The sequence below is a fragment of the Acrocarpospora pleiomorpha genome (assembly GCF_009687885.1).
Classification (GTDB): domain Bacteria; phylum Actinomycetota; class Actinomycetes; order Streptosporangiales; family Streptosporangiaceae; genus Acrocarpospora; species Acrocarpospora pleiomorpha.
In genome coordinates, this window is the sequence record NZ_BLAF01000024.1 from 1 (window position 1) to 22,003 (window position 22,003).

The following is a 22,003-nucleotide window of genomic DNA, read 5'->3' on the forward strand; positions in this document are numbered from 1 at the left end:
CGGGATGACTGGACGACCTGGAGGGCCAGGTCGGTGAGTGGGATGTCCGGGTTTGGGGTTTCGAAGTTGAGGCTGGGCGGGAGTTCGCGGTGTTTGAGGCTGAGCACGGTCTTGAGCAGGCCCGCGATGCCTGCCGCGCCTTCGAGGTGGCCGATGTTCGTCTTGACAGAGCCGACCAGCAGTGGGTCGTCCGCCGGGCGGGATCCGGCGTGGGCGGCGCCGAGGGCGGCGGCCTCGATCGGGTCGCCTACCTTGGTGCCGGTGCCGTGCAGCTCGACGTACTGGACCTCGGCGGGGGCGACGCCGGCGGAGCGGCGGGCCAGTGTGATGACCTCCTGTTGGGCGCGGACGCTCGGCACGGTCAGGCCTTCGCCGCCGCCGTCGTTGTTGACGGCTCCGCCGAGGATCACGCAGTGCACCGCGTCCCCGTCGGCGAGCGCCGCCGCGAGCGGCTTGAGCACGACGAGCGCGCCGCCCTCGCCGCGGACGTAGCCGTTCGCGCGGCTGTCGAAGGTGAAACAGCGCCCGTCGGGTGAGAGCGCGCCGAAGCTGCCGATGGCGGCGGTCGTCTGGGCGAGCAGGTTCAGGTTGACGCCGCCGGCCAGCGCCAGGCCGGTCTCGCCCCGGCGCAGGCTCTGGCACGCCAGCTCCACGGCGACCAGCGACGACGACTGCCCGGCGTCCAGGGTGAGGCTCGGGCCGCGCAGGCCCAGGAAGTACGAGACGCGGTTGGCGATCATGGCGCGGTTGGCGCCGGTGTAGGTGTGCCGCCCGGGTTCGCCGAGCAGGGCGGCGTGGTCGTTGGAGATCGCGCCGAGGAACACGCCGGCCGCCGCGCCACGCAGGGCGGTGGGGGCGAGCCTGGCACTTTCCAGCGCCTCCCAGGCGAGTTCCAGCACGAGCCGCTGCTGCGGGTCCATGGTGGCGGCCTCGTTCGGGGAAATGCCGAAGAAGGCGGCGTCGAAACGATCCACGCCGTCGACGAAGCCGCCCCGGTCGTAGCCGGGCGCGTCGGCGTCCGGCCACCGGCCGGCGGGGACCGCGGTCACCGCGTCCTCGCCGCCAGCGAGCAGGCGCCAGAAGCGCTCGGGGGTGTCGGCCTGGGGGAGCCGGCAGGACAGGCCCACCACAGCGACCGGTTCGACCGGCGAATCCCGCCGGGCGTCCGATTGAATCGACTCACCAACCATGAATGCGCCACCTCAAGCCTCGGGTGTCTCCGGCCTACCGCGCCGGTTTCTCCTAAACCCATCAGAAGAAAATGAGGGTTATTCAAATAGTCACCGCTGGAAGTTACTGCGACCCTAAGGGCGGCTCCCGGCCCCGGGCCACGATCGCGTGCTGGCACCTTGTTGCCAGTAGCTAGTTGTCATCGCCACCCCGTGGTAGCGCCTTGACATCGCAGGGGGCGAGCTCGGATGCTGGTACGACACGCTATTATTGGCCGAAATCGAATACGCGCTATTCGCGAAATTCATCTCTTTGGAGCAGAGGCCGGGATGAGCGACCAGCAGAACGCGCCGGACTCCAGAATGGCAACCCCTATTTTCGATCCGGCCAAGACCGCAGGCTCCGCGTCCATCCGGTCCGCACCCGTCGAGTCCGCACCCGTCGAGTCCGCACCTATCGGGTCCGCGTCTATCGAGTCCGCGCCCATCCGGTCCGCGTCTATCGAGTCCGCGCCCATCGAGTCCGCGCCCATCCGGTCCGCGCCCATCGAGTCCGCGCCCATCGAGTCCGCGCCCATCGAGTCCGCGCCCATCCGGTCCGCGCCCATCGAGTCCGCGCCCATCGAGTCCGCGCCCATCGAGTCCGCGTCTATCCGGTCCGCGCTGATCTGGGCTGGCCTGGCCGGGGTGGGGCTGGTGGTGGAGAGCGTGCTGGTCCTGGTCCGCGGGATCGATCCGGTCGCGGTGGCCGCCTGGGTGGTCGAGCTGGTGGTCGTCGTGCTGCTGGTTGTGATGCGGCGGGCCGAGCCGGAGCCGGTGTCGGCGATTCGGTGGGGTTCTTTGGTCACCCTGGTCGGGGGCGCGGGCGCGCTCGCTATCGGTGGAAATTTCACGCTATTTCTGGTGATGCAGGCGTTGCCGGTGGTCGTGCTGTGCGCGGCGGTGCTCCGGCCGCTGGCCCGCCGTACCGACTGGGTGTGGTCTTCGCAGGTCAGGGTGCGGCTCACGTGGACCGTCGCCGGGACCTATGCCGGCCTGATCGCGTTCAGCCTGATGCAGGATCTGCGGGAATTGCCGCTGATCCATCCCGATGTGGCGAGCCTGGTCACGCTCGGGACCATGTTCGAGACGGCGGTCACCGTCGCCATCGCCGTGATGTGGCTGGGGCGGCGGGAGCCGCGCCAGAACCCGGCGGCAACTACTCGCTAGGAGAATCGATGCCCGCCGACGCCCCCCTGAGCCACGGACAGCTTTTCAGCTGGCGCGAGATCGCACGGTATCCGGAGGATTGGCTGCAGGACGCGAACCTTCCCACCGTCTGGGACCTGCGAGGGCTCCCGCTGGCCCGGGTCGAGAACGCGCTGCGCGTACTGATGGACCGGCACGAGGCGCTGCGCACCACCTACCACGTCGTGGCCGGGCAGCCGGTGCAGCGCGTGCACGAATCGGCGGAGCCGCCGATCGAGCGGGTGGACCGGGTGGTCCCCGACCGGCAGGACCCGGAGGACACCAAGGACGCGCTCTGCGCGGTGCCGATCCCGATGGAGGGCGGCCTGTGCTGGCGCGGGCAGCTGGTCACCACCGACGGGTCGCCGGTGTTCCTGGCGCTGTCCTTCTCGCACCTGATCCTGGACGTGTGGTCGATCAACCACCTGACCGACCAGTTCCACGCCCTGGTCGCCGACCCGGAGGCGGTCGCCGAACTCGGGCCGACGCAGAGCGAGCTGGCCCGCGAGCAGCGGACCGACCTGTGGCGGGACCGGAAGGAGGCGTCCGAGCGGTACTGGCGGCGCACCCTCGGCGACGTCCTGGCCGACCCGCTGCCGACCCTGCCGGCCCGGGTGAAGCGCAACCGCGTCGAGGCGATCCTGCACTCGCACCGCCTCGGCGGGCTGGCCGCGCTGGCCGCCAGAAGGCTCGGCGTCACCCCGCCCGCGGTGGTGATGGCGCTGGTCGCGGCCGGTCTGGCCAAGCACACCAACACCGACACGGTGACGATGAGCCTGATGGCCTCCAACCGGTTCGCGCCGGAGTACCACCACGTGATCGGCACGATGAACCAGCTCATCCCGGTCGTCGCGGCCGTCGACCCGGGGTCGTCGCTGGGCGAGCATGTCAAGCGCCTGCACTGGGCGGGGACCAGGGCGTACCGCTACTCGTCCTATGACTTCGACCGCATCGCCGCACTCGCGGCCGAGGCCGCCGCGCAGCGCGGCGAGGAGCTGACCCACGACTGCTGGGTGAACCAGCTGTTCCGCTGCTGGTTCAACTACGTGCAGCTCGACCGCCAGCCGTCCGACCCCGTCGCCAAGACCCCGGCCGAGCTGCTGTGGACGCCCCTGGCCCAGCAGTACGGCCAGCCGTTCCGGGTCAGGGTGTCGGTGTTCAACGGCCGGACCAGCATCCTGATGCTCGCCGACCCGACGATCGTCCCGGCCGAGGGCATGGCGGACATGCTGCGCGTGATCGCGCTCGGCGTCCAGGTCGCCGCGACCGACCCGGAGACCAGCCTCAAGGACCTGTGGAACACCGACCACGAAACCCTGGCACCGTCCCTGTTCCCCCCGGTTTAATCAGAAAGTCGTGATCTGGACAGCCGCTGCGGTGAATCGCCTGGTCGGCGGCTACGCGGCCGTCTATGGGACGGGTTTCTGATTAATAGTTCCGCTGCCGGAATGATCACACGAGCACTTCGACGGGCGCCGGATGGCTGAGGAACGCCGTCGGGCTCGCCGTCAGGCCGTACGCGCCGGCCTGGAACAGGACGATCAGATCGCCGATCTCGATTCTCGGGAGTTCCACCCGGTCGCCGAGCAGGTCGAGCGGCGTGCACAGGCAGCCGACCACGTTGACCGGCGCGTCCAGGGGTTCGCCCAGACGGTTGGCCACGGCCATCGGATAGTTGCGCCGGATCACCTGCCCGAAGTTCCCGGACGCCGCCAGCTGGTGATGCAGCCCGCCGTCCACGACCACGAACGTCGTCCCCCGGGATTCCTTCCGGTCCACGACCCGCGTGATGTACACGCCGGCCTCGCCGACGAGATAGCGCCCGAGTTCGATGACGACGCGGGCCTCCGGCAGGTGAGGCGTGATGCGCTCGCGCATGAGCCGCGCCAGATTGTCGCCGATCGGGTCCAGGTCGAGGGGATGGTCGCGGCGCGAGTACGGGATGCCGAACCCGCCGCCGAGATTGAGGTACCGAACGGGCGGCGACACGGCGGCGAGCTCGAGGATCAGGTCCACGGTGCGGTCCTGCGCCTCGCAGATGCTGTCGGCGCGCAGATTCTGCGAGCCCGCGAACACGTGAAACCCCTGGAAATCAACGTCATCGCCCAGCCCGGCGAGAACCTCGGGCACACGTTCCGCGTCGATTCCGAACTGCTGCGGCCCGCCGCCCAGGCGCATCCCCGAGCCTCGTACGGTGAAATCAGGATTTACCCGGAACGCGACTCGCGCCCGAATTCCGGTGGCGGCGCTGATCGCGCGCACCCTGGCCAGTTCGGTCTCCGATTCCAGCTCCACGGTCACGCCGGCCGCGATCGCCTGGGACAGCTCTTCGACGGTCTTGCCCGGCCCGGCGAAACTGATCCGCTCGGCGGGCGTCGACGTGTCCAGCGCATGCCGCAGCTCCCCCGCCGAGGCGACGTCGAAGCCGTCGACCAGCCCGCTCACATGCTGCAACAGCGCGGGCATCGGGTTCGCCTTGACCGCGTAACTCAGCTGGACTCCGTCCGGCAGGGCGGCGCGGACGGCGGCGACCCTGCGGGTGACGAGGTCGCGGTCATAGGCGAAGAACGGCGTGCTCCCGACCCGGGCGGCGAGCCGCTCGACCGGGATTCCCCCCACGGTCAGGTGCCCGTCGCGGCGGCCTTCCCAGGTCATCAGGTCGACCTCCGGCGGATCTCGGCGCGGTCGAACTTGCCGTTTCCGGACCGGGGCAGCGCGGTGGCGACCACGATCCTGCGCGGCACCATATACCGGGGCAGATCGCGTTCCAGCGCCGCGCGCAGCTCATCCGGAGCAGCGGTTGCGACGGTGAGCACCACGTGTTCCCCCAGCACCTCGTCCGGCACGCCGACGGCGACGGCCTCGGTGACCAGGCCGGTCGCGTACGCCGCCTCCTCCACCTCGGTCGGGCTCAGCCGGTACCCGGAAGTTTTGATCATGTCATCGGTACGCCCGACGAAGTAGATGAACCCCTCTTCGTCCCGGTACGCCACGTCGCCCGACCACACGGCGATCTCATCGGCGCCAGGAGGAAACGGCCGGAACCTCTCCGCAGTACGAACCGGGTCGTTCCAGTAGCCGAGCGACACCAGCGCCCCCCGATGCACGATCTCCCCTTCCTCGCCCGGGTCGCACGGCGAACCATCCGCCCGCACGACGAGGACCTCCGCGTTCGGGATCGCCTTGCCGATCGACCCGGGCCGGCGGTCGATCTCCGCGGGGTCCAGGTACGTGGATCGGAACGCCTCGGTCAGGCCGTACATCAGAAAGGGTGTGGCCTGCGGGAACGTCTCGCGCAGCCAGGCCAGCGTGGTCTTGGGCAGCCGCCCGCCGGTGTTCGCGAAATACCGCAGGCTCCGGGTCGCCTCGGCCGGCCAGCGCTGCGTCGCGAGCTGCGCCCACAGCGGCGGCACGCAGGTCAGGGCTGTCACCCCGTGCTTGGCGCAGAGCCGGACGACGTCGCGGGGCAGCAGGTAGTTGACCAGGATCACCTGCGCTCCGACCAGGAAGGAAGTGGTGAGCTGGCTCAAGCCCGCGTCGAAACTCAACGGCAGCGCCGCGAGCACCACATCGTCGGACATGTGACCGAGGTAGCCAGCGACGCTCTCCGCCCCCGCGAGCAGGTTGCCGTGACTCAGCACGACACCCTTCGGCGGGCCGGTGCTACCGGACGTGTAGAGGATGGCCGCGATATCCGAAATATCCCGATCGGTATGGGTAGTGGAGGCGGCCTGATCTCGCGCGGCGGTCGCCCCGACCCGGCCAGGGCGATTCGTGCCCAAGCCTCCGACCAGCCCCGTGCCTCCGACCAGCCCCGTGCCTCCGACCAGCCCTGCCTCTCCCAGCCCCGCGTCTCCGACCAGCCCTGTTTCTCCGATCAGCAGCGTGCGCACCGAACCGGTCAGCGTGCGAGCCCGCTCAGGAGTAGTGATCAGCAGCGCGGCGCCACAGTCCTCGACCACATACTCAACCTGCCGAGCCTTAAAAAGCGGATTTATCGGGACAAAAACCCCACCAGCCGCCGCCACCGCGAACATCGCCACGACCGTTTCGAGCCGCTTTTCCGCATAAATCGCGACCCGAGCGCCCGGCTCCAGCCCGCGCAACCCCTCAGCCGCCCGCGCCACCCGATCCCGCAGCTCACCATAGGTAAGAGTCGCGTCCTTGTACGTGACAGCCGCGTCCTCAGCGGCCCCGAACCGCAACAGATCCTCGAAGCGCGTCAACATGGCTCAGAGCCCGACCCGCGCCGACTCCAGCAGCACCGCCAGCGCCGCCCACAGCGACCCCACCGTCGCGAACGTCTCCTCGTCGAGGATGTCGTCAGGCAGTTCGAGGTCGTACCCATCCTCCAGGTCGACCAGCAACTGCACGACCCCCATCGAATCCAGCCCGAGCGCGGTGAGCTCGTCCCCGGGGCTCAGCTCACCCGGCTCGGCATACGGAAGATGCCGGCGAAGAATGGCCTGGAACTCGTGAGGCATTTCCATCAGGGGTCTCCTCACAATACCTACGCTGAATTACCTCGTTCAGGTTCGTTGAATTCCGCGACAGGTGTCAAGCCGAAGCTCTGGCAGCTTTTGGCCGAAGACAATATGCCAGCGCCCGGCCGGTACAGCGACCTTATTCTCATTTAGCCTGAGTGGGCTGGACTGTTCAACCGTGGGAGGCCGGGGTGTCCGGTGCGAAGAACGAGAATCTCGGCTGGGGCCAGCGTTATATCTGGCTCCGCTATCACGAACTGCCGCCACACGCTCGCCACGATACACATATCATTCTGAATCTAGAGATTCCAGCCGGCCTGACGATCCAGAACTGCCGGGCGATCCTCAACCAGCTGGTCCGCCGGCACGAGACGCTGCGCACCACCTACCACGTCGAAGACGGCGATCCGTACCGGGTGGTGCGCCCCCCGGTCCCGTGTCCCCTGATCGTCATGTCCACCGAGCAGGACGGCACCCCCATGCCGGCCGAGATCGTGGACCAGCTCGGCCACACCGAGTTCGACATCGCCGCGGACCTGCCGATCCGGACCGCCATCAGCACCACCGCGGGCGAGCCCCGGCGAATCGTGCTGGTGCTGAACCACCTCGCGGTTGACCAGTGGACGGTCCGGGAGCTCAAGCGCGAGCTGAGGCTGAATTGCGCGGCCGTGGTGGCCCGCCGCCCCGCCGCGATCGAACCGGTCCGGCACCGCCCGTCCGATCTCGTCAGGTACGAAGCGACCCTGGACCCGGGCCCATCGCTGGCGTACTGGGAGAAGGAGATCGAGTCCATGCGCGCGGACGCGTTCGCCGACCGCCGAAGGCCCGATGAGCACCCGGAGACCCGGCGGGCGACTTTGGTCTCCCCGGCCCTGCTGGCCGCCTCGCGCCGGATCGCGGCCCGCCACACGGTGTGGCCGTCGCAGGTCCACCTGGCGGCCTACACGGCGCTGATGGCCGCCTACACCGGCGGCCCGTCATTCGACCACCTGACGTTCACGGGCAACCGCGAAGACGGCCCGTACGCGACGGTCCTGACCTGCATGTTCTCCCCGCTGCTCATGCGCGTCGACGTAGCGGACGACCCACCCTTCGCCGAGTTGCTGGCCCGGGTCGCCGACCGGTTCGAGCAGGCGCGGGCGCACTCCTACGTCCCGTACGACAAGGTCGTCGAACTGCTGGCCAGCAAGGGCGCACGGCTGGCGTCGGAGTTCAACTTCATCAAGCAGACCAGCCGCGAGTCCCGCGCGCGGCGCAGCCGGGTCACCTGGCAGGCGCCGTCGGAGGATCACGGCGCCGACACCTACGTCCGGATCGACGAGTGGAAGGACGCCGTCGTGATCGCGCTGAGCGCCGCGTCCTCGGTCATGGACGCGGACTCGATCGAGCGCTTCCTGCGCGCCATGGAGACCGCGATCCTCACCTACGACACGACCCCGGACGGCCTGCGGACCAGCGACATCGCCGCCCTGGCCGGTTTCCCCCCAGCACCCACCCAACGCAACGATCCACGACGACCCGGAGTCCGATCATGAGTGAAGTGTTCGCCGAGACCATAACCAAGTCGCAGCAGCTCGTCGGTTCGGAGCAGGAGCTCCGCGCCGCCATCGATCGCGAGCTCGCGTCGGCCGCCCTGGACGAGCTCGTCGTCATGGGCGGCCATTTCATGCTGTTCGAGGAGGAGGGCACCGGCAAGCTCGTCCCCGGCGTCATGGAGGAGCAGTCCTCCGCCACGATGCGCGACCGGATCGCGGGCCGGGTCGGGATCTTCCCGAAGTACACCTGGCAGCTGTCGGTCGACCTGATCACGTCGTACGCGGAGCTCGTCAACGACGCCAAGCTGCTACTGCTGATCAACGACTGGCAGTACGTCCCCACCGGCGGCCGCCCCGCCAGCCAGCTCCGGGCCGAGTTCTTCGAGGGCTTCACCGGCCTGCCGGACGGCTACGCGCAGGTCCTGCGCGAGGCGGGTCTGGACGCGGGCAGCGTGCTGCCCAGCCGCAAGCATCCGCTGGCGTTCCCGGAGACGTGGCTCAAGTACCGCTTCCAGAAGGCCGCCGACAAGTTCGTCAAGCAGGGCAAGCTGGAAAAGCGCGTGCTCGAGTCCAGCGCGAAGGACACCGAGGTCGCGTTCCTTGACGAAGCAGGGAACTACCGCACGCTGATCAGCTGCGGCATCACCGGCTGCGCCGGCGAGATCACCGAGATGATCTCGGAGGTGTACCAGGCCGGCTACCGGACCATCGTGATCTTCGCCCCCGGCGAGTGCCTGTCCCCGGTGCGGACCGGAGTCGAGATCGCGCTCAGCCTCTACCGGCTCACCGGCATGGTCGTCGTGATCGCCGACCCGGGCGGCAGCGGCGAGATGTCCACCGACGAGATCTACTCAAAGCTGGTGACCGTCAGCACCTTCCGGAGCTGAAATGGACGTCATTTACCTGGACAACTGCGCCACCACCCGGGTGGACGAGGACGTGCTCGACGCGATGCTGCCGTACCTGCGGGAGGAGTTCGGCAACCCGTCCTCCCCGCACCTGCTGGGCAAGCGGGCCCGCCGGGCGGTGGACGCGGCCACCGAGTCGGTCGCCGCACTCCTCGGCGCGGACCCGGCGAGCATCGTGTTCACCTCGGGCGCGACCGAGAGCAACAACATCGCGCTGCTCGGCGCGTTCGAGCACGGCGACCGCGCCCCGGTCAACGCGGTGTTCTGCCCCACCGACCACAAGTCGTCGCTGTCGATCGCCCGGGCGCTGCGCGAGCGCGGCGTCGACATCCGGACCATGGCGGTCCGGGCCGACGGCGTGGTCGACCTCACCCAGTTCGCCAACCGGCTCGACTTTGACTCCCGGATAGCCACCGTGGCCTGGGTGAACAGCGAGATCGGCACGATCCAGCCGGTCCGCGAGATGGCCGCGCTCTGCCACGAGACCGGCGCGCTGCTGCACGTCGACGCCGCCCCCGCCGCGGGCCGGATTCCAATCGACGTGGTCGGCACGGCCGTCGACACGCTGGCCATGTCCGCCCACAAGATCGGCGGCCCGAAGGGCATCGGCGTCCTGTACGTCCGCCCGGAGATCCGCCGCCGGATCCGCCCGATCACACACGGCGGCGGCCAGTACGACCTGCGCAGCGGCACCATCCCCACCCACCTGGTGGTCGGCCTCGGCAGGGCCTGCCAGCTGGCCGCGGCCCGGATGGAGGAGGACGGCAAGAAGGTCGCGCTGCTGCGCTCGATCGCGATGGAGCTGCTCACCCGCCGCATCCCCGGCCTGCGGATCAACGGGCACCCGCGGGCCGGCGTCCCGCACGTGCTGAACCTGGTGCTGCCGGGGGTGCGCGGCGAGAGCCTGGTCGCGAGCCTGCCGTCGGTGGCGCTGTCCACCGGCTCCGCGTGCAACTCCGACTCCCAGGAGCCCTCGCCGGTGCTCACCGCGATCGGGGTCAGCGCCGAGGACGCCAACAGCTCCATCCGGATGTGCCTGAGCCCCAGCATGTCGGCCGAGGAGCTGGTCAGGGGCCTTGACCTGGTCTGCGACCGGGCCCGCGGCCTCGCCGACGTCGTGGTGGCGATGCAAGGCGCGGCCGTGTTCTGAGACGACGCGGGGCCCGCCGGAGCTACGGCGGACCCCTTCTCACGCGCCGCTGGCCAGGAATTTCCGGGCCGCCTGCACCCCCGCCTGGAACCTGCTGGTGGCGTCCAGGTCCCGCATCAGGGTGGCGATGTGCCGGCGGCAGCTCCGTACCGACATGCCGAGCTTGCGGGCCACCACCTCGTCGGTGTAGCCCTTCGCCATCAGCCCGGCGATGGCCTGCCGCAGGTCGTCGGCCACGTTCGCGTAGCCGGACTCGGCGCCCTCCAGCGGCATCGCGGTGTCCCACAGGTGATCGAACAGGTCGAGCAGGAACCGGACGATGCCGTCGTGGTGCACCCGCGCCACATTGGTCTCCCCGTCGGCCAGCCCGAACAGCACGACCAGCGACCGATCGAAGACGACCGCCGAGCGCGGGATGTGACTGACCGTCCCGATCGCGGCACCCGCGTCGGTGAGCTGCTTCAGCTTCATCCGGGTGGACAGATCGGCCCGGTTCCGGTGCTGGCAAATGATCCGCACGGTGACGCCGCGCGACAGCAGCGGCAGGTACGCCTGCGCCAGCTCCTCCGCGTCGTCCTCACTGGACTGCAGCACCAGCACCTCGGTACGGCACGCGTCCCCTGCCATCTTGAGAAACCCGCGCACCTCCAGCGACCCGACCAGATACTCGATCGGCGCCGGTGCCGAAGCGGGTCCACCGTAGTCTTCCCGGAACACATCGATCCGCTCCCGGATCTGATCGATCAGCTCCCGCCGCTGGTAGATCTCCCGCTCCACCGAGGAGACCAGCGAGTTCGCCGCGACCTGCGGGTCCACCGGAATGAACCGGCGAGCCGCACCGTCCACGGCGCGTAACAGGCGGCTCTCGACGAGCTGGTCCACCGCCTCGTTCAGCTCGCGCATGCCGATGCCGAGCTCGACGGCGGCCACGTCGAGCGCGTCGATGGCGCCGTTCCTGGTCGCGTACCGGTAGACACCGGTGACGTGGGCGCCACCGGCGCGAACGGAATCGGAAAGCCACGTGGTGGTCGAATTCTTCATGACTGTCTCCTCAGAGGGTTCTCGTACGTCGGCTGAACAGGACGAGGGACAGGCTCAGCAGGGCGGCGGCCATCAGAGCCAGTACGGCGACGTCGAGCAGCACGTCGCCGAGCCCGGTGCCGGGCCGGGACAGGGTCAGCAGGGCGTCCATCCCCCAGGCGTGCGGGAAGAGCCGGCCGATGGCGTTGAGCACGTCGCCGGCGGCCTCGCTGGGCCACAGGCAGCCGCCGAGCATGCCGAGCACGATGCCGAGCGGCGGCCCGATCGCGGACGGCTGCGCGGACGAGCGGACCAGGCTGCCCATCAGGATCGCGGCGCCGGTGGAGACCAGCGCGAACACGCCGACGACGGCGGCGACGCCGAGCGGCTCGCCCCAGGAGACGCCGAACAGCAGCGAGCTCACCACCATGATCAGCACAGCTTGGGCGGCGGCCACGAGGAACCGGCTGAGCGCCTCGCCGAACAGGACGGCGCCGCGCCGCACCGGGGCGGTGAAGGCCCGTTGCAGCATGCCGATGCGGCGGCTCTCGGCGAGCGCGGCGGCGACGGCCATGGAGTTGATGAACGTGAACAGCAGCAGGTTGGCCGGGGCGGTGTAGGCGAACCCGCGCGGGCTGCCGGACGCGGTGTCGGCGTTGACCACTTTGACGTTGACCTCTTCGCCGTCGGCCGAGGCGTCCTGCGCCTTCCGTACCAGCTCGGCGGCCTCGGCCGGGGTGGCGCCGGCCGACGTGGCGGCGCGGGTGGCCTCCAGGACGGCCGCGACCTTGCCGACGGCGACGTCGACGGCGCTGCGGGCGGCCATGCCGCTGCCGTTGGACTGGGTCATGACCAGCTCGAACTTGGTCGAGCCGGGCGGGATGACGAGCCCGGCGGCCAGCGCGCCCTCCCGGACGTCGGCCCGCAACTCGTCCTCGCCGGCGACGGTGGTGATCTCCAGGTCGGGGTGCGCGCGCAGTTCCGTCAGGACGGCGGCGGCGACCGGGTCGGAGTCCTGGGCGACCACGCCGACCGGCAGCCGGGACGCGGCGGTGCCGCCGCCCAGCGCCATGCCGACGAAGATGATGCTGACGAACGGCATCACCACGATGAAGAACAGGCCGACCCGGTCGCGGGAGTGGCGGCGCAGGTTGGCGGCGACGAGCGCCAGGACGGGGTGCGGTCTCATCCGAGTAGTCCCTTCCTGAAGCCCATCGCGGCGAGCCCGAAGGCGGCCGCGGCGATCGCGCACAGCACGCCGATCGGCACGGCCACCGAGGCCAGACCCGCGCCGGACCCGGCCAGGCCGGTCAGCCCGGTGGTGGTCCAGGCGTTCGGGGTGAACAGGGCGATCGTCTGGAGCGGATCGGGCAGGTTGTAGAGCGGGACCAGGCTGCCGCCGAAGAACGCGGCCACGAACGAGATCACCATGATCACCCCGTCCGCCTGGGCGTCGGTCCTGGCCCGGCTGGCGACCAGCATGGTGATCGCGGTGGCGGCCAGCACGTGCGCGAGCAGGAGGGTGAACACGGCTACCGGGTCGCCCCAGGTGGAGCCGAAGATCAGCACCGAGGAGGCCCAGGTGACGCAGACGCTGACCATGGCGAGCGCGAACCCGACGACGGCCTTGCCGGCGATCGGGACCCAGGCGCCGATCGGCCCGGCCCGCATCCGGTCCAGGGTGCCCTGCTTGCGTTCGATCAGCAGGCTGCGGAAGGACGCGCCGACCACGAAGAAGGCGAACAGCGCGGCCATGCCGGCGCCGTAGTAGACCGACAGGTCCACCTTGCCGCCGGCCATCGGGTCGTTCTCCAAGGTCAGGGCGGGTCCGGCGGCGCCGTTGCGCTCCACGAACTCCTTGACCTCGGCGGCGGGGACGCCCGCGTCCAGGGAGGCGCGGACCGCGAGCGTGCGGGCCCGCACGAGGGATGAGATCCGGTCCACGACCGCGTTCGCGACCACCCCGGCCAGCGGCGAATCGGCCGAGGTCAGCACGCCGACCTGGCCGCCCTCGCCCGCGCCGACGCTGGCGCTGAACCCCTTCGGGAACACGATCGCGGCCCCGATGTCGCCGGCGTCCAGGGCCGTCTGGGCCTGCTCGCGGCCGGGCAGATCCCGTAGCGTCAGCACGCCGTCGAGTTCCTTCGAGGCCATGACCTCGCGGCGGACGCCGGCCGGGAACTCGCCGCCGTCCAGGTCGACGAAGCCCACGGTGGCCCGCAGCGGCGGGTCGTCGCCGCCGAGCGCCACCCCGAACAGGGTGGCCATGGCCACCGGCACGATGATCGCGATGAGCAGGGCGGTGCGATCCCGCACCCGGGTGCGGAGCTCCAGGGCGCTCACGGTGAGCAGCGGTCGCAACATGTCAGTCCCTGAGCGTGCTGCCGGTGAGGTGCAGGAAGGTGGCCTCGAGGTCGGGTTCGACGACCTCGACGGCGGTGACGGTGGCGATGCCGTCGACGGTGGAGATGATCGCGGGCAGCAGGTAGCGGCCGCCTTCGGCGATCAGCCGGACCGACCCCGCCGCGGTGCGGACCACCTCGGTGACGCCGCCCACGCCGCGCAGCTTGGCGACCGCGGTCTCGACGTCGCCGTCCAGGGTGAGCTCGATCCGGTCCGCGCCGCCGACCAGCTCGACCAGCTCGTGGCGGGTGCCCTCGGCGACGATGGCGCCGTGGTCGATGATGGCGACCCGGTCGCAGATCCGCTCGACCTCCTCCATGTAGTGCGAGGTGTAGAGCAGGGCCATGCCGTCGGCGACCAGGCGTTCGACGCCGTCCAGGATGGCCTTGCGGCTCTGCGGGTCGACGCCGACCGTGGGCTCGTCCAGGATGAGCAGCTCGGGGCGGTGCAGCAGGGCGGCGCCGATGTTGATGCGCCGCTTCATGCCGCCGGAGTAGGTGTCGAGCTTGGCGTCGGCGCGGTCGGCGAGGCCGACCAGGTCGAGCACCTCCTCGATGCGCCCGCGCAGCGCCTTGCGCGGGAGGCCGAACAGGCGGCCGAAGAAGCGCAGGTTCTCCCGGCCGGTCAGGTCCGGGTAGAGGGCGATCTCCTGCGGGACGTAGCCGATCTTCGCCTTGGCCGCCATCGGGTCGGCCGCCAGGTCGGTGCCGCCGACCACGACCGTTCCGGTGTCGGGCTTGAGCAGGCCGACCAGCATGGAGATCGTGGTGGTCTTGCCGGCGCCGTTCGGGCCCAGCAGCCCGTACGCCTCGCCGGGCGCGATGGTGAACCCGACATCGGCCACCGCGACCACATCGCCATACCTCTTGCTGAGGTTTTCGCAGTTCAGCGTGTTAGTCATGGCCGCCACCCCGTCGCTTCGTCTGGTTCTCCCTTGGCGGCGACGTTGCCGGCGAAGGTCTGGAGCTCCAGTTCGACACCCAGTTGGTAGTCCAGTGGCGTGTTGCCGGTGACACGGTTCCAGAGGATGTGGTTGGCCACCGCGTCGTCGCCGCCCCAGCCCTTGGACGAGCCCATCACGAAGGCGGCGCCCATCACGGACTCGCCGCTGGGGTGGTTGTCGTGGATGTGGTTGTCGACCACGCTGACCCGCTCGGTGCCGATCAGCGCGATCCCGACGCCCGAGATCGGCGGGCCCGCCGCGCCCAGCGCGCCGGGGTCGTCGCCGCCGGCGGCGAGGTCGTTGCCGTAGACGTCGTTGCCGGCGATCAGGCAGTCCCGGACACCGCCGTCCGGCTCGCCCTCGTAGGTCTGGTTGAGCAGCATCAGCCCGATCGCGTTGCCGTGGCTGGTGTTGCGCAGCACCCGTACGCCGCTGGAGTTGTCGACGAACACGCCGAAGGCGTTGGCGAACGTCTCGTTGCCCTCGATGAGCGCCTCGCCGCGGGCGCAGAAGCTGACCGCGACGCCGGCGTACTGGCTGCCGGAGGCCCGGCACCGGAGCACCTCGCAGCCGGTGGTCTCGCGCACGTAGACGCCCCAGACCGCGTTGTCCACGACTGTCATGTCCCGGACGGCGAGGCCGGTGACGGAGTGGGCGTAGAGGCCGGCGCCGGAGAAACCGCGCACCGTGAGCCCGGTGACGGTGAGGTCGCGGACGCCGTGCGCGACGACGCCGGAGACCACGTCCTCGCTCGCGTCGTGCAGCTTGGGGATGTCGGCCCGGATTCCTGGTCCGGGGACCAGCACGGCCTTCTCGCCGTGCAGGGTCACCCCGTCGTGCCTGATCCAGGCGCTCCCCGCGTGCGTGCCCGCGGCGAGCAGGATCGTCGCGCCGGGGCCTGCCTCGTCCAGGGCGGTCTGGAGGGATTCGCCGGGCTGGACCGTTCTGGTTATGGACATCGGGCGTCCTTCCTGTCGACGTAGACGACGGCGAGGGAGACGAGGAGCCCGTCGCCGCTCCCCCAGCGGGCCGCGCCCGCCACGGGGCCGGCCAGGCGCAGGCGGGCGGCGTCCCGGCAGGCGCCGCGCAGGGTGTAGGCCGCGCCGCCGGTCAGGGCCAGGCCGGTGGCGGCGGTGAGCTCGGCCGCCGCCTCGTCGAGCAGCTCGCCGGTCCAGCGCGGCGGCGGTTCCGGCGTGGCCTCGAAGTCGTGCCAGGTGAAGCCGGGCGGGCGACCGCCGACCGCCTTGATGAAGCTCTCCTTGACCGAGAACGTCGCCGTGCCCGGGCCGAGGTCGCGCTCGGCGCTGGTGGTGAGGTGGCGGGTGAAGGTCGCGCCGCCGCGCGCGGCGGCCCTGGCCAGCCGGTCGGCCGCGACGATGTCCACCCCGATCAGGACGGCCGGCGTGGTCATGCGGGGACCCGTCCGCAGCGGTCCAGGAACGGCTCCAGGATCGCGGTGTACTCGGCGGCCCGCTCGATCATCGGGATGTGGCCGCTGCCGGCCACGACGACGACCTCGGTCTCGGGGTATTCGGCGAGCAGCTCCAGCCAGGGGTCGACGGGGGTCATCCGGTCGTGCCGGCCCCACACGTACGCGGACGGGCAGCGCACCCTGTCCAGCGCGGGCCGTACCTGGTAGCGGCGGGTGGCCTTGATGCTGCGGGCCATGCTGACCATCGACTCGGGCCGCAGCAGCATGGTGCCGACGCCGTCCATCTGTTCCTGGGTGAAGAACCGCTCCTCGCTGTGGAACAGGGCGGCCATCATCCGGTCGCCGAACTCCGCGCCGACCGGTCGCACGCTGGCTCGGCGGTCGAAGCTGAGGCCGACGTCGGGGTCGGGGGTGAGGCCGGGGGCGCCGCTGACCACGATGCCGCGCACCCGGTCGGGGTGCCGCCCGGCGAGGTCGATCGCGACCAGCCCGCCGAGCGAGTTGGCGCACACGATCACATCGCCCACGCCGGCCTCGTCGCAGGTCTCGAGGAGCGCGTCGCCGAGCCGTTCGATCGACCCGGCCACCCGCCGGTCCAGGGCGCAGATGGCTTCGTGGGTGCGGAGCACCGGCCGGCCGGCCGCCGCCAGGTGCTGGTAGGGGTGCTCCCAGATCCAGCCGCCGGCGAACAGCGCGGACATGAACACCACGGTCGGCCGGTCGCCGTCCCCCGGCGCGTGCTCGAAGGTGAAGTCGGTCATCGGTGCTCCAGTCACAGTAGGGCGACGTCGTCGGGGGTCCACCCGCAGCCGCAGGCCGCGCCGTCGCCGAGCTTGACGACGGTGCCGCAAGAGGCGCAGCGGGCGTACTCGCGGATGGCCTCGGGGATCAGGACGCTGGTGAGGGCCCGGGTGCAGAGCCCGGCCTTGAAGAACCGGCGCATCGCCCGCTGGTGCGGCCGGGCGTGCACGGCGCGCACCGACTCCGGCCGGTCGAACGCGGTGAGCGTGTACTTGCGGTCGCCGATGTCGAACGTGGCGACCCCGAGGAAGCCCTTGGAGGCCCGCAGCCCTTTGACGATCTCCACGCTGAGCAGGTCCACGTCGGCCGCCTCCGCCTCGTCGCGGACCTCCAGCCAGGTCAGCGTGAACGCGCCGGGCCGGTCGGTACGGCTGCTCGCGGCCCGCGCGCTGACCCCGAACTCGCGCACCTCGTCGGCGGCGGGCACGAACCTGGCCGCGTATCCGAGCGCTTCGGCGACGGCCAGCCGGTCGAAGCAGCGCCGGACCCGCCCGTCGGCGGTGACGAGGTCGGTCCCGTCGAACCGGGCGGCTCGGCCGACGGCGGGCATGCCCAGGTAGGCGGCGCGGTGGTCGGCTTCGATGGTCCACCAGACGGTCGCGGCGTCCGCGTCGCCGGTCACCCGCTCGACCTGGAGGCGCAGGTTCCTGAAGCGCGCCAGCACCGCCGCCGCGTGCGCGGCCAGCGCGTCGCCGGCCAGCGAGCCCGCGGTGTCGGGGTCCTGGAACCCGGTGACCGAGGCGGCCACGGCGGCGGGGTCGGCGTTCCGCCAGGCCTCCAGATGCGCTTCGGCGATCTTCCTGGCGTCCATCACACGTCCTCCGGAAGCCCGGCCGACGCCACGGCCACCGCCAGGGCCCGGCCGGAGGTGTGGCTGAGCGAGAGCCGGATCCGCTGATCGGTCCGGGCGGCGAGGGCGGGGCTGAGCCGTACGAAAGGGGGATGGCCGTCGTTGCAGGCCGCGGTACGGGCGCAGGCGGCGGTGGGCTGGGGCAGGACCTCGACCTGGGCCAGGTGCTCGGCCGTCGGCGGCACCCCGAGCAGGCGCAGGACGGCGCGCTTGGCGGCCAGCCGGCCGGCCCAGTGCTGGAGCGACCGGCCGGCGCCGGAGCGCAGCCGCTCGGCGGGGGTGTAGACGTCCTCGAGCCGCATGCCGTCCAGCAGGTCGTGCGGCAGGGTCAGCCCGGCGAAGCCGACCACGGCGCTCCCCCACCGGTTCATGCCGCCGGCTCCCTGGCCAGGCGGCGCAGCGTGCCGGGGTCGGCCATGCTCAGGCAGCGCGCGCCGGCCCGGCGGGACAGCCCGGCCAGCACCTTGCTGTCGCCCACCTCGACGGAGGGCCCGAGCGCGTCCACCGCCGCGACGGTGTCCGTCCAGCGGACCCGGCCGGTCAGCTGGGCGATCAGCGAGTCCCTGATCAGTTCGAGGTCGGTGGTGGGCCTGCCGGTGACGTTCGGGACCACCGGCACCCGGGGCGGGCTCATCGGCGCGGCCCGGACGGCGTCCGCCCACCCCGGCACGGCCGCGGCCATCAGCGGCGAGTGGAACGCGTTGCCCACCGCGAGCTGCACGATCTTGCTGGCGTCGGTGGCCAGCTCGCCCAGCCGGTCCAGCGCGGCCGGCGAGCCGGAGACGACCACGTGTCCCGGCGCGTTCTCCAGACCGACCACGAGCGGCTCAGCCGCGGTCCCGGCCAGCGCGGCCAGCTCCTCGACCCGCTCGACCGGCAGGCCCATCACCGCGCGCATCCCGCCGGTGACGCCCACCCGCGACATCAATTGCGACCTGGTCTCCACCAGCCGGACCACCTCGGCCCGCCCGAGCACCCCGGCCGCGTGCAGCGCGGCCAGCTCGCCGACGCTGTGACCGGCCACGATGCCCGGCTCGAACCCCTCTTCCTCGAGTACGGCCAGCGCCGCCAGATTGCACGCGGTCACCGCGATCTGCGCGTGCTCGGTGGCCACCAGCCGATCCAGCGGCCCGCGCACGCACAGCGCCGAGATCGGCCGCGCCAGCAGCTCGTCCACCTCGTCGAGCACGGCCCGGGCGACCGGCCGGCGGCGCAGCCACGCGCCCATGCCGACCCGCACGGTGCCCTGACCGGGGAACAGGTAGCCGAGCATCAGAGCCGCCGGCGCGGTCGCCGCTCGGCCTGCGCCGAGTCCTCCGTGCCGAGGAAGCCAAGCAGCAGCTTGTTGACCACCTCGGGGGCGTCGAGCGGGATCCAGTGCCCGGCGTCCTCGACCCGCTCGTACCGCCACGGGCCCTTCACGAACTTGGCGGAACCGAGCATGCCCTCCTCGCGGAGCGCCCGGTCGCCGGCCCCCCAGATGCCGAGGGTCGGGGCCAGGATGGGCGGGAACGGCCGGGCGGGCCGCAGCTCCGACTCCGGCGAGCGGTTCGCGCGGTACCAGTTCAGCCCCGCGGTCAGCGCGCCGGGGCGGGCCATGTCGCGCAGGTAGCGGTCGTAGTCGCCGTCCCTGCCCATGATCTCCTTGAACAGCCGCCAGCCGTTGCGGCGCAGCAGCTCCTCGCTGATCCCGGGGAACTGGTAGAGCAGCATGTACCAGGAGGCGGCGCGCTGCTCGATGGACGGGTTCGCGAACACCCCCGGGTGGCCGACCGACAGCACGGCCAGGTGGTCGATCCGGCGCGGCATCAGGAACGCGTACATCCAGGCGATGGCCGCGCCCCAGTCGTGGCCGACCACGTGCGGGCGGCGGATGCCGAGTGTGGTGGTGAGCGCGACGATGTCGTTGACGATCGTCTGCATGCCGTACGCCTCGATCTCCTGCGGCTTGGAGGAGTCGCCGAAGCCGCGCAGGTCCGGCGCGATCACCCGGAAGCCGCCCTCGGCGAGCGCCGGGATCTGGTGCCGCCACAGGTAGGAGGAGTCGGGGTAGCCGTGCAGCAGGATGACGGGGTCGCCCTCACCCGCCTCGACGTAGGCGATGTCGACGTCGTTGACGCGCACCGTCTTCTTCTCAGTCATGCCGTCTCCCTGAACAACCGCTCCGCGAAGAACTCGCTGAATCCGAATTCGGGCACATCCTCGGGGGCCACCATGTTCAGCAGGCCCGTGACCTGGGCGGCGAAGTTCTTCGCCATCAACCGGCGGGCCCGGCGCCGGCGCTCGACCGCCACCTCGCCGAACTCCACGTGCAGCCGGCTGACGATGTCCGCGCCGAACGCGAGCCGGTCCAGCCGGAACTGGCGTTCCCGCACGTACGGATCGAACGCCCCAGGCGACCAGTCGTCGGAGCCGAGCAGGATGTCGCACACGGTCCGGGAGTCGCGCATCGCGCAGGACAGGCCGGTGCCGAGCACGGTGTCGGCGTTGCCGGCCTCGTCGCCGATCAGCACCACGCCCTCGGCCAGCGGCGGTCCCTCCGGCACGCTCGACACCGACGGCCACACCGACAGCGGCCCGGCCGGGATCGCCTCGGTGACGGCCTTGCCGCGATCGGGCAGGCAGTCGAGCTCGAACGCGGCCAGGAAACGTTCCACACCGCCTTCGCCCCGGTAGCGCAGCTTGTTCTCGGCGGGGAAGTTCAGGTAGAGGCGGGCGCGGCCGTACCCCTGCGGAAAGACCATGAACATCACGTCGCCCTCGGTGCCCATGGCCTGCACGTCGGCCGGCCAGGAGTCCAGGCCCTCGACCATCATGCCGCCGCCCCAGTGGTGCATGGAGTTGCGCATGGTGACGCCGACCTGCCGGCCGACCGTGCAGCCGCGTCCGGTCGCGCCGAGCACCAGCCGCGGGCGGATCTCGTGCTCGCCCTCGGGGGTCTTGTAGGTGACGACGGGTTCCCGGCCGGCGGTGACGTTGATCCGGGACGCGTCCATCACCAGGCGGGCGCCGGAACCGGCGGCCTGGGCGGCCATCAGCTCGCACACCGCGTGGTGCGGGAACGACATCGGGCCGCCGATGCCGGGGATGAACCGGGTCATGTCCACGGCTTCGACCTCGTCGTCGGCGACCGCCTCGTCCCAGGTCATCCACTCCCGGATCTCCCAGGCGCCGCCCGCGCCGAAGCAGTCGTACACGCCGAGCCGCTGCGCCTCGCGGATGCCCCAGGGGGCCAGCCACTCGCCGCGGACCAGATCGTGGTAGGCGGCCTGCTTCTCCAGCAGCACCACGTCCAGCCCGCCGGCGGACAGCTTGCAGGCCGCCGACGCGCCCGCGATGCCCCCTCCGACGATCACGACATCGGTCATGCCTCCCACCTCTCCCAGTACGTGCGTTCCTTCGCGCTGGCCCGATCGGCCGGGCGGAACCCGGTGCCCACCGTGTAGGCGACCGGGATCATGCAGACCTGCGTGACCCCGGACGGGATGCCCAGCAGCTCGCCGACCTGCCGCTCGTGCGGGACGTGCATGCAGGTGATCGTGCTGCCGAGGCCGCGGCTGCGCAGCGCCAGCTGGAAGGACCAGATGGCGGGGAAGATCGAGCCGTAGAAGATGCTGGCCCGCATCGGGCCGAGCCGGACCTGGTGGCCCGGGTCCTGCGGCGGCTTGGTCGACATGCGCTCCCGCCAGGCGGCGTCGATCGCCTCGGTGTCCGGCGGACGGCCGAGCACGCACGGGATGACCAGGATCGGCACCCGGGCGATCGTCTCGGCCAGCACGACCACCGACTCGTTGTTGCGGCGCGCCTGCGCCGTGTTGCGCCGCCGGCCGGCGTTGGTCCACACGTCGTTGCGGTGGAACAGCCAGGACGACAGCGTCATCTCGGCGATCTTCGCTTTGATCGCCGGTTCGCTGATCACCAGCCAGCGCCAGTTCTGGTGGTTGTTCGCGGTGGGCGCCTGGACGGCGACCTCCAGCGTCTCCTCGACGATCTCTCTCGGCACCGGGCGGTCCAGATCCAGGCGACGCCGGACAGACCGGGTGGTGGTCAGCAGCCTGTCGGTCTCAGCCACGTCGAAGGG

Annotated in this window: 22 protein-coding genes; 5 read left to right on the forward strand and 17 right to left on the reverse strand. The window is 71.1% G+C overall.

The window, feature by feature from the left end; translation table 11 throughout:
- Nucleotides 1-1,190 (reverse strand): beta-ketoacyl [acyl carrier protein] synthase domain-containing protein (locus tag Aple_RS21650; RefSeq protein WP_170321606.1); only part of this gene is annotated, 1,190 nt, incomplete at its 3' end.
- 309 nt (nt 1,191-1,499) lie between these two features.
- Between Aple_RS21650 and Aple_RS21655 the strand changes: the two genes are divergently transcribed.
- Nucleotides 1,500-2,378 carry a hypothetical protein gene (locus Aple_RS21655; protein ID WP_155346484.1) on the forward strand — a complete coding sequence of 293 codons (879 nt, stop codon included), beginning with the start codon at nt 1,500-1,502 and terminating at the stop codon, nt 2,376-2,378.
- 8 nt (nt 2,379-2,386) lie between these two features.
- A complete protein-coding gene (locus Aple_RS21660) occupies nt 2,387-3,742 on the forward strand; it encodes a condensation domain-containing protein (protein WP_155346485.1) in 1,356 nt (451 codons plus the stop codon).
- Between the two features lie 106 nt (nt 3,743-3,848).
- Here the strand turns inward: Aple_RS21660 and Aple_RS21665 are convergent, their stop codons facing one another.
- The 3 genes from Aple_RS21665 to Aple_RS21675 are packed head-to-tail and all read right to left on the reverse strand — an operon-like array spanning nt 3,849 to nt 6,886.
- Complete coding sequence (locus Aple_RS21665) at nt 3,849-5,051, reverse strand: pyridoxal-dependent decarboxylase, exosortase A system-associated (protein ID WP_155346486.1); 1,203 nt, start codon at nt 5,049-5,051, stop codon at nt 3,849-3,851.
- Nucleotides 5,051-6,625, reverse strand: a complete 1,575-nt coding sequence (locus Aple_RS21670) for an AMP-binding protein (RefSeq protein WP_155346487.1) — start codon at nt 6,623-6,625, stop codon at nt 5,051-5,053. Before Aple_RS21670 ends, Aple_RS21665 begins: the two co-directional genes overlap by 1 nt.
- Before the next feature lie 3 nt (nt 6,626-6,628).
- Nucleotides 6,629-6,886: a phosphopantetheine-binding protein gene (locus Aple_RS21675; RefSeq protein ID WP_155346488.1), complete on the reverse strand. Its 258-nt coding sequence runs from the start codon at nt 6,884-6,886 to the stop codon at nt 6,629-6,631.
- 185 nt (nt 6,887-7,071) lie between these two features.
- On the opposite strand from Aple_RS21675, the gene Aple_RS21680 reads away from it, so the two are divergent.
- Genes Aple_RS21680 through Aple_RS21690 form a run of 3 tightly spaced genes read left to right on the forward strand, consistent with a single transcriptional unit; the run spans nt 7,072 to nt 10,473 of the window.
- Nucleotides 7,072-8,415, forward strand: coding sequence for a condensation domain-containing protein (locus Aple_RS21680; protein ID WP_170321607.1), 1,344 nt, complete (start codon nt 7,072-7,074; stop codon nt 8,413-8,415).
- Entirely contained in the window at nt 8,412-9,302 is an 891-nt protein-coding gene (locus tag Aple_RS21685; RefSeq protein ID WP_155346490.1) for an LPD16 domain-containing protein, read from the forward strand. Before Aple_RS21680 ends, Aple_RS21685 begins: the two co-directional genes overlap by 4 nt.
- Nucleotide 9,303: 1 nt before the next feature.
- Complete coding sequence (locus tag Aple_RS21690; RefSeq protein WP_155346491.1) at nt 9,304-10,473, forward strand: cysteine desulfurase family protein; 1,170 nt, start codon at nt 9,304-9,306, stop codon at nt 10,471-10,473.
- 39 nt (nt 10,474-10,512) lie between these two features.
- Here the strand turns inward: Aple_RS21690 and Aple_RS21695 are convergent, their stop codons facing one another.
- Genes Aple_RS21695 through Aple_RS21755 form a run of 13 tightly spaced genes read right to left on the reverse strand, consistent with a single transcriptional unit; the run spans nt 10,513 to nt 21,994 of the window.
- A complete protein-coding gene (locus Aple_RS21695) occupies nt 10,513-11,514 on the reverse strand; it encodes a hypothetical protein (protein WP_155346492.1) in 1,002 nt (333 codons plus the stop codon).
- Between the two features lie 10 nt (nt 11,515-11,524).
- Complete coding sequence (locus tag Aple_RS21700; RefSeq protein ID WP_155346493.1) at nt 11,525-12,682, reverse strand: ABC transporter permease; 1,158 nt, start codon at nt 12,680-12,682, stop codon at nt 11,525-11,527.
- Entirely contained in the window at nt 12,679-13,857 is a 1,179-nt protein-coding gene (locus Aple_RS21705) for an ABC transporter permease (RefSeq protein ID WP_155346494.1), read from the reverse strand. The genes Aple_RS21700 and Aple_RS21705 overlap by 4 nt, the downstream gene beginning before the upstream one ends.
- Nucleotide 13,858: 1 nt before the next feature.
- On the reverse strand, nt 13,859-14,797 hold the full coding sequence (locus tag Aple_RS21710; RefSeq protein ID WP_155346495.1) for an ABC transporter ATP-binding protein: 939 nt from the start codon (nt 14,795-14,797) through the stop codon (nt 13,859-13,861).
- Complete coding sequence (locus Aple_RS21715) at nt 14,794-15,798, reverse strand: right-handed parallel beta-helix repeat-containing protein (RefSeq protein ID WP_155346496.1); 1,005 nt, start codon at nt 15,796-15,798, stop codon at nt 14,794-14,796. The genes Aple_RS21710 and Aple_RS21715 overlap by 4 nt, the downstream gene beginning before the upstream one ends.
- Nucleotides 15,789-16,250, reverse strand: a complete 462-nt coding sequence (locus Aple_RS21720; RefSeq protein ID WP_155346497.1) for a 4'-phosphopantetheinyl transferase family protein — start codon at nt 16,248-16,250, stop codon at nt 15,789-15,791. The genes Aple_RS21715 and Aple_RS21720 overlap by 10 nt, the downstream gene beginning before the upstream one ends.
- On the reverse strand, nt 16,247-17,032 hold the full coding sequence (locus Aple_RS21725; RefSeq protein WP_155346498.1) for an alpha/beta fold hydrolase: 786 nt from the start codon (nt 17,030-17,032) through the stop codon (nt 16,247-16,249). The genes Aple_RS21720 and Aple_RS21725 overlap by 4 nt, the downstream gene beginning before the upstream one ends.
- Before the next feature lie 11 nt (nt 17,033-17,043).
- Nucleotides 17,044-17,883, reverse strand: a complete 840-nt coding sequence (locus Aple_RS21730) for an ester cyclase (RefSeq protein WP_155346499.1) — start codon at nt 17,881-17,883, stop codon at nt 17,044-17,046.
- Nucleotides 17,883-18,293, reverse strand: a complete 411-nt coding sequence (locus Aple_RS21735) for a holo-ACP synthase (RefSeq protein ID WP_155346500.1) — start codon at nt 18,291-18,293, stop codon at nt 17,883-17,885. The genes Aple_RS21730 and Aple_RS21735 overlap by 1 nt, the downstream gene beginning before the upstream one ends.
- Nucleotides 18,290-19,195, reverse strand: coding sequence for an ACP S-malonyltransferase (locus Aple_RS21740; RefSeq protein WP_155346501.1), 906 nt, complete (start codon nt 19,193-19,195; stop codon nt 18,290-18,292). Before Aple_RS21740 ends, Aple_RS21735 begins: the two co-directional genes overlap by 4 nt.
- Nucleotides 19,195-20,064, reverse strand: a complete 870-nt coding sequence (locus Aple_RS21745; protein ID WP_155346502.1) for an alpha/beta fold hydrolase — start codon at nt 20,062-20,064, stop codon at nt 19,195-19,197. Before Aple_RS21745 ends, Aple_RS21740 begins: the two co-directional genes overlap by 1 nt.
- On the reverse strand, nt 20,061-21,290 hold the full coding sequence (locus Aple_RS21750; protein ID WP_155346503.1) for an FAD-dependent oxidoreductase: 1,230 nt from the start codon (nt 21,288-21,290) through the stop codon (nt 20,061-20,063). The genes Aple_RS21745 and Aple_RS21750 overlap by 4 nt, the downstream gene beginning before the upstream one ends.
- Nucleotides 21,287-21,994: a nitroreductase family protein gene (locus Aple_RS21755; RefSeq protein ID WP_246264687.1), complete on the reverse strand. Its 708-nt coding sequence runs from the start codon at nt 21,992-21,994 to the stop codon at nt 21,287-21,289. Before Aple_RS21755 ends, Aple_RS21750 begins: the two co-directional genes overlap by 4 nt.
- Between the last annotated feature and the right edge of the window lie 9 nt (nt 21,995-22,003).

Coding starts and splice junctions, on each gene's coding strand:
- Aple_RS21655 (WP_155346484.1), top strand. CDS start 1,500: ATGAGCGACCAGCAGAACGCGCCGGACTCCAGAATGGCAACCCCTATT.
- Aple_RS21660 (WP_155346485.1), top strand. CDS start 2,387: ATGCCCGCCGACGCCCCCCTGAGCCACGGACAGCTTTTCAGCTGGCGC.
- Aple_RS21665 (WP_155346486.1), bottom strand. CDS start 5,051: ATGACCTGGGAAGGCCGCCGCGACGGGCACCTGACCGTGGGGGGAATC.
- Aple_RS21670 (WP_155346487.1), bottom strand. CDS start 6,625: ATGTTGACGCGCTTCGAGGATCTGTTGCGGTTCGGGGCCGCTGAGGAC.
- Aple_RS21675 (WP_155346488.1), bottom strand. CDS start 6,886: ATGGAAATGCCTCACGAGTTCCAGGCCATTCTTCGCCGGCATCTTCCG.
- Aple_RS21685 (WP_155346490.1), top strand. CDS start 8,412: ATGAGTGAAGTGTTCGCCGAGACCATAACCAAGTCGCAGCAGCTCGTC.
- Aple_RS21690 (WP_155346491.1), top strand. CDS start 9,304: ATGGACGTCATTTACCTGGACAACTGCGCCACCACCCGGGTGGACGAG.
- Aple_RS21695 (WP_155346492.1), bottom strand. CDS start 11,514: ATGAAGAATTCGACCACCACGTGGCTTTCCGATTCCGTTCGCGCCGGT.
- Aple_RS21700 (WP_155346493.1), bottom strand. CDS start 12,682: ATGAGACCGCACCCCGTCCTGGCGCTCGTCGCCGCCAACCTGCGCCGC.
- Aple_RS21705 (WP_155346494.1), bottom strand. CDS start 13,857: ATGTTGCGACCGCTGCTCACCGTGAGCGCCCTGGAGCTCCGCACCCGG.
- Aple_RS21710 (WP_155346495.1), bottom strand. CDS start 14,797: ATGACTAACACGCTGAACTGCGAAAACCTCAGCAAGAGGTATGGCGAT.
- Aple_RS21715 (WP_155346496.1), bottom strand. CDS start 15,798: ATGTCCATAACCAGAACGGTCCAGCCCGGCGAATCCCTCCAGACCGCC.
- Aple_RS21720 (WP_155346497.1), bottom strand. CDS start 16,250: ATGACCACGCCGGCCGTCCTGATCGGGGTGGACATCGTCGCGGCCGAC.
- Aple_RS21725 (WP_155346498.1), bottom strand. CDS start 17,032: ATGACCGACTTCACCTTCGAGCACGCGCCGGGGGACGGCGACCGGCCG.
- Aple_RS21730 (WP_155346499.1), bottom strand. CDS start 17,883: ATGGACGCCAGGAAGATCGCCGAAGCGCATCTGGAGGCCTGGCGGAAC.
- Aple_RS21735 (WP_155346500.1), bottom strand. CDS start 18,293: ATGAACCGGTGGGGGAGCGCCGTGGTCGGCTTCGCCGGGCTGACCCTG.
- Aple_RS21740 (WP_155346501.1), bottom strand. CDS start 19,195: ATGCTCGGCTACCTGTTCCCCGGTCAGGGCACCGTGCGGGTCGGCATG.
- Aple_RS21745 (WP_155346502.1), bottom strand. CDS start 20,064: ATGACTGAGAAGAAGACGGTGCGCGTCAACGACGTCGACATCGCCTAC.
- Aple_RS21750 (WP_155346503.1), bottom strand. CDS start 21,290: ATGACCGATGTCGTGATCGTCGGAGGGGGCATCGCGGGCGCGTCGGCG.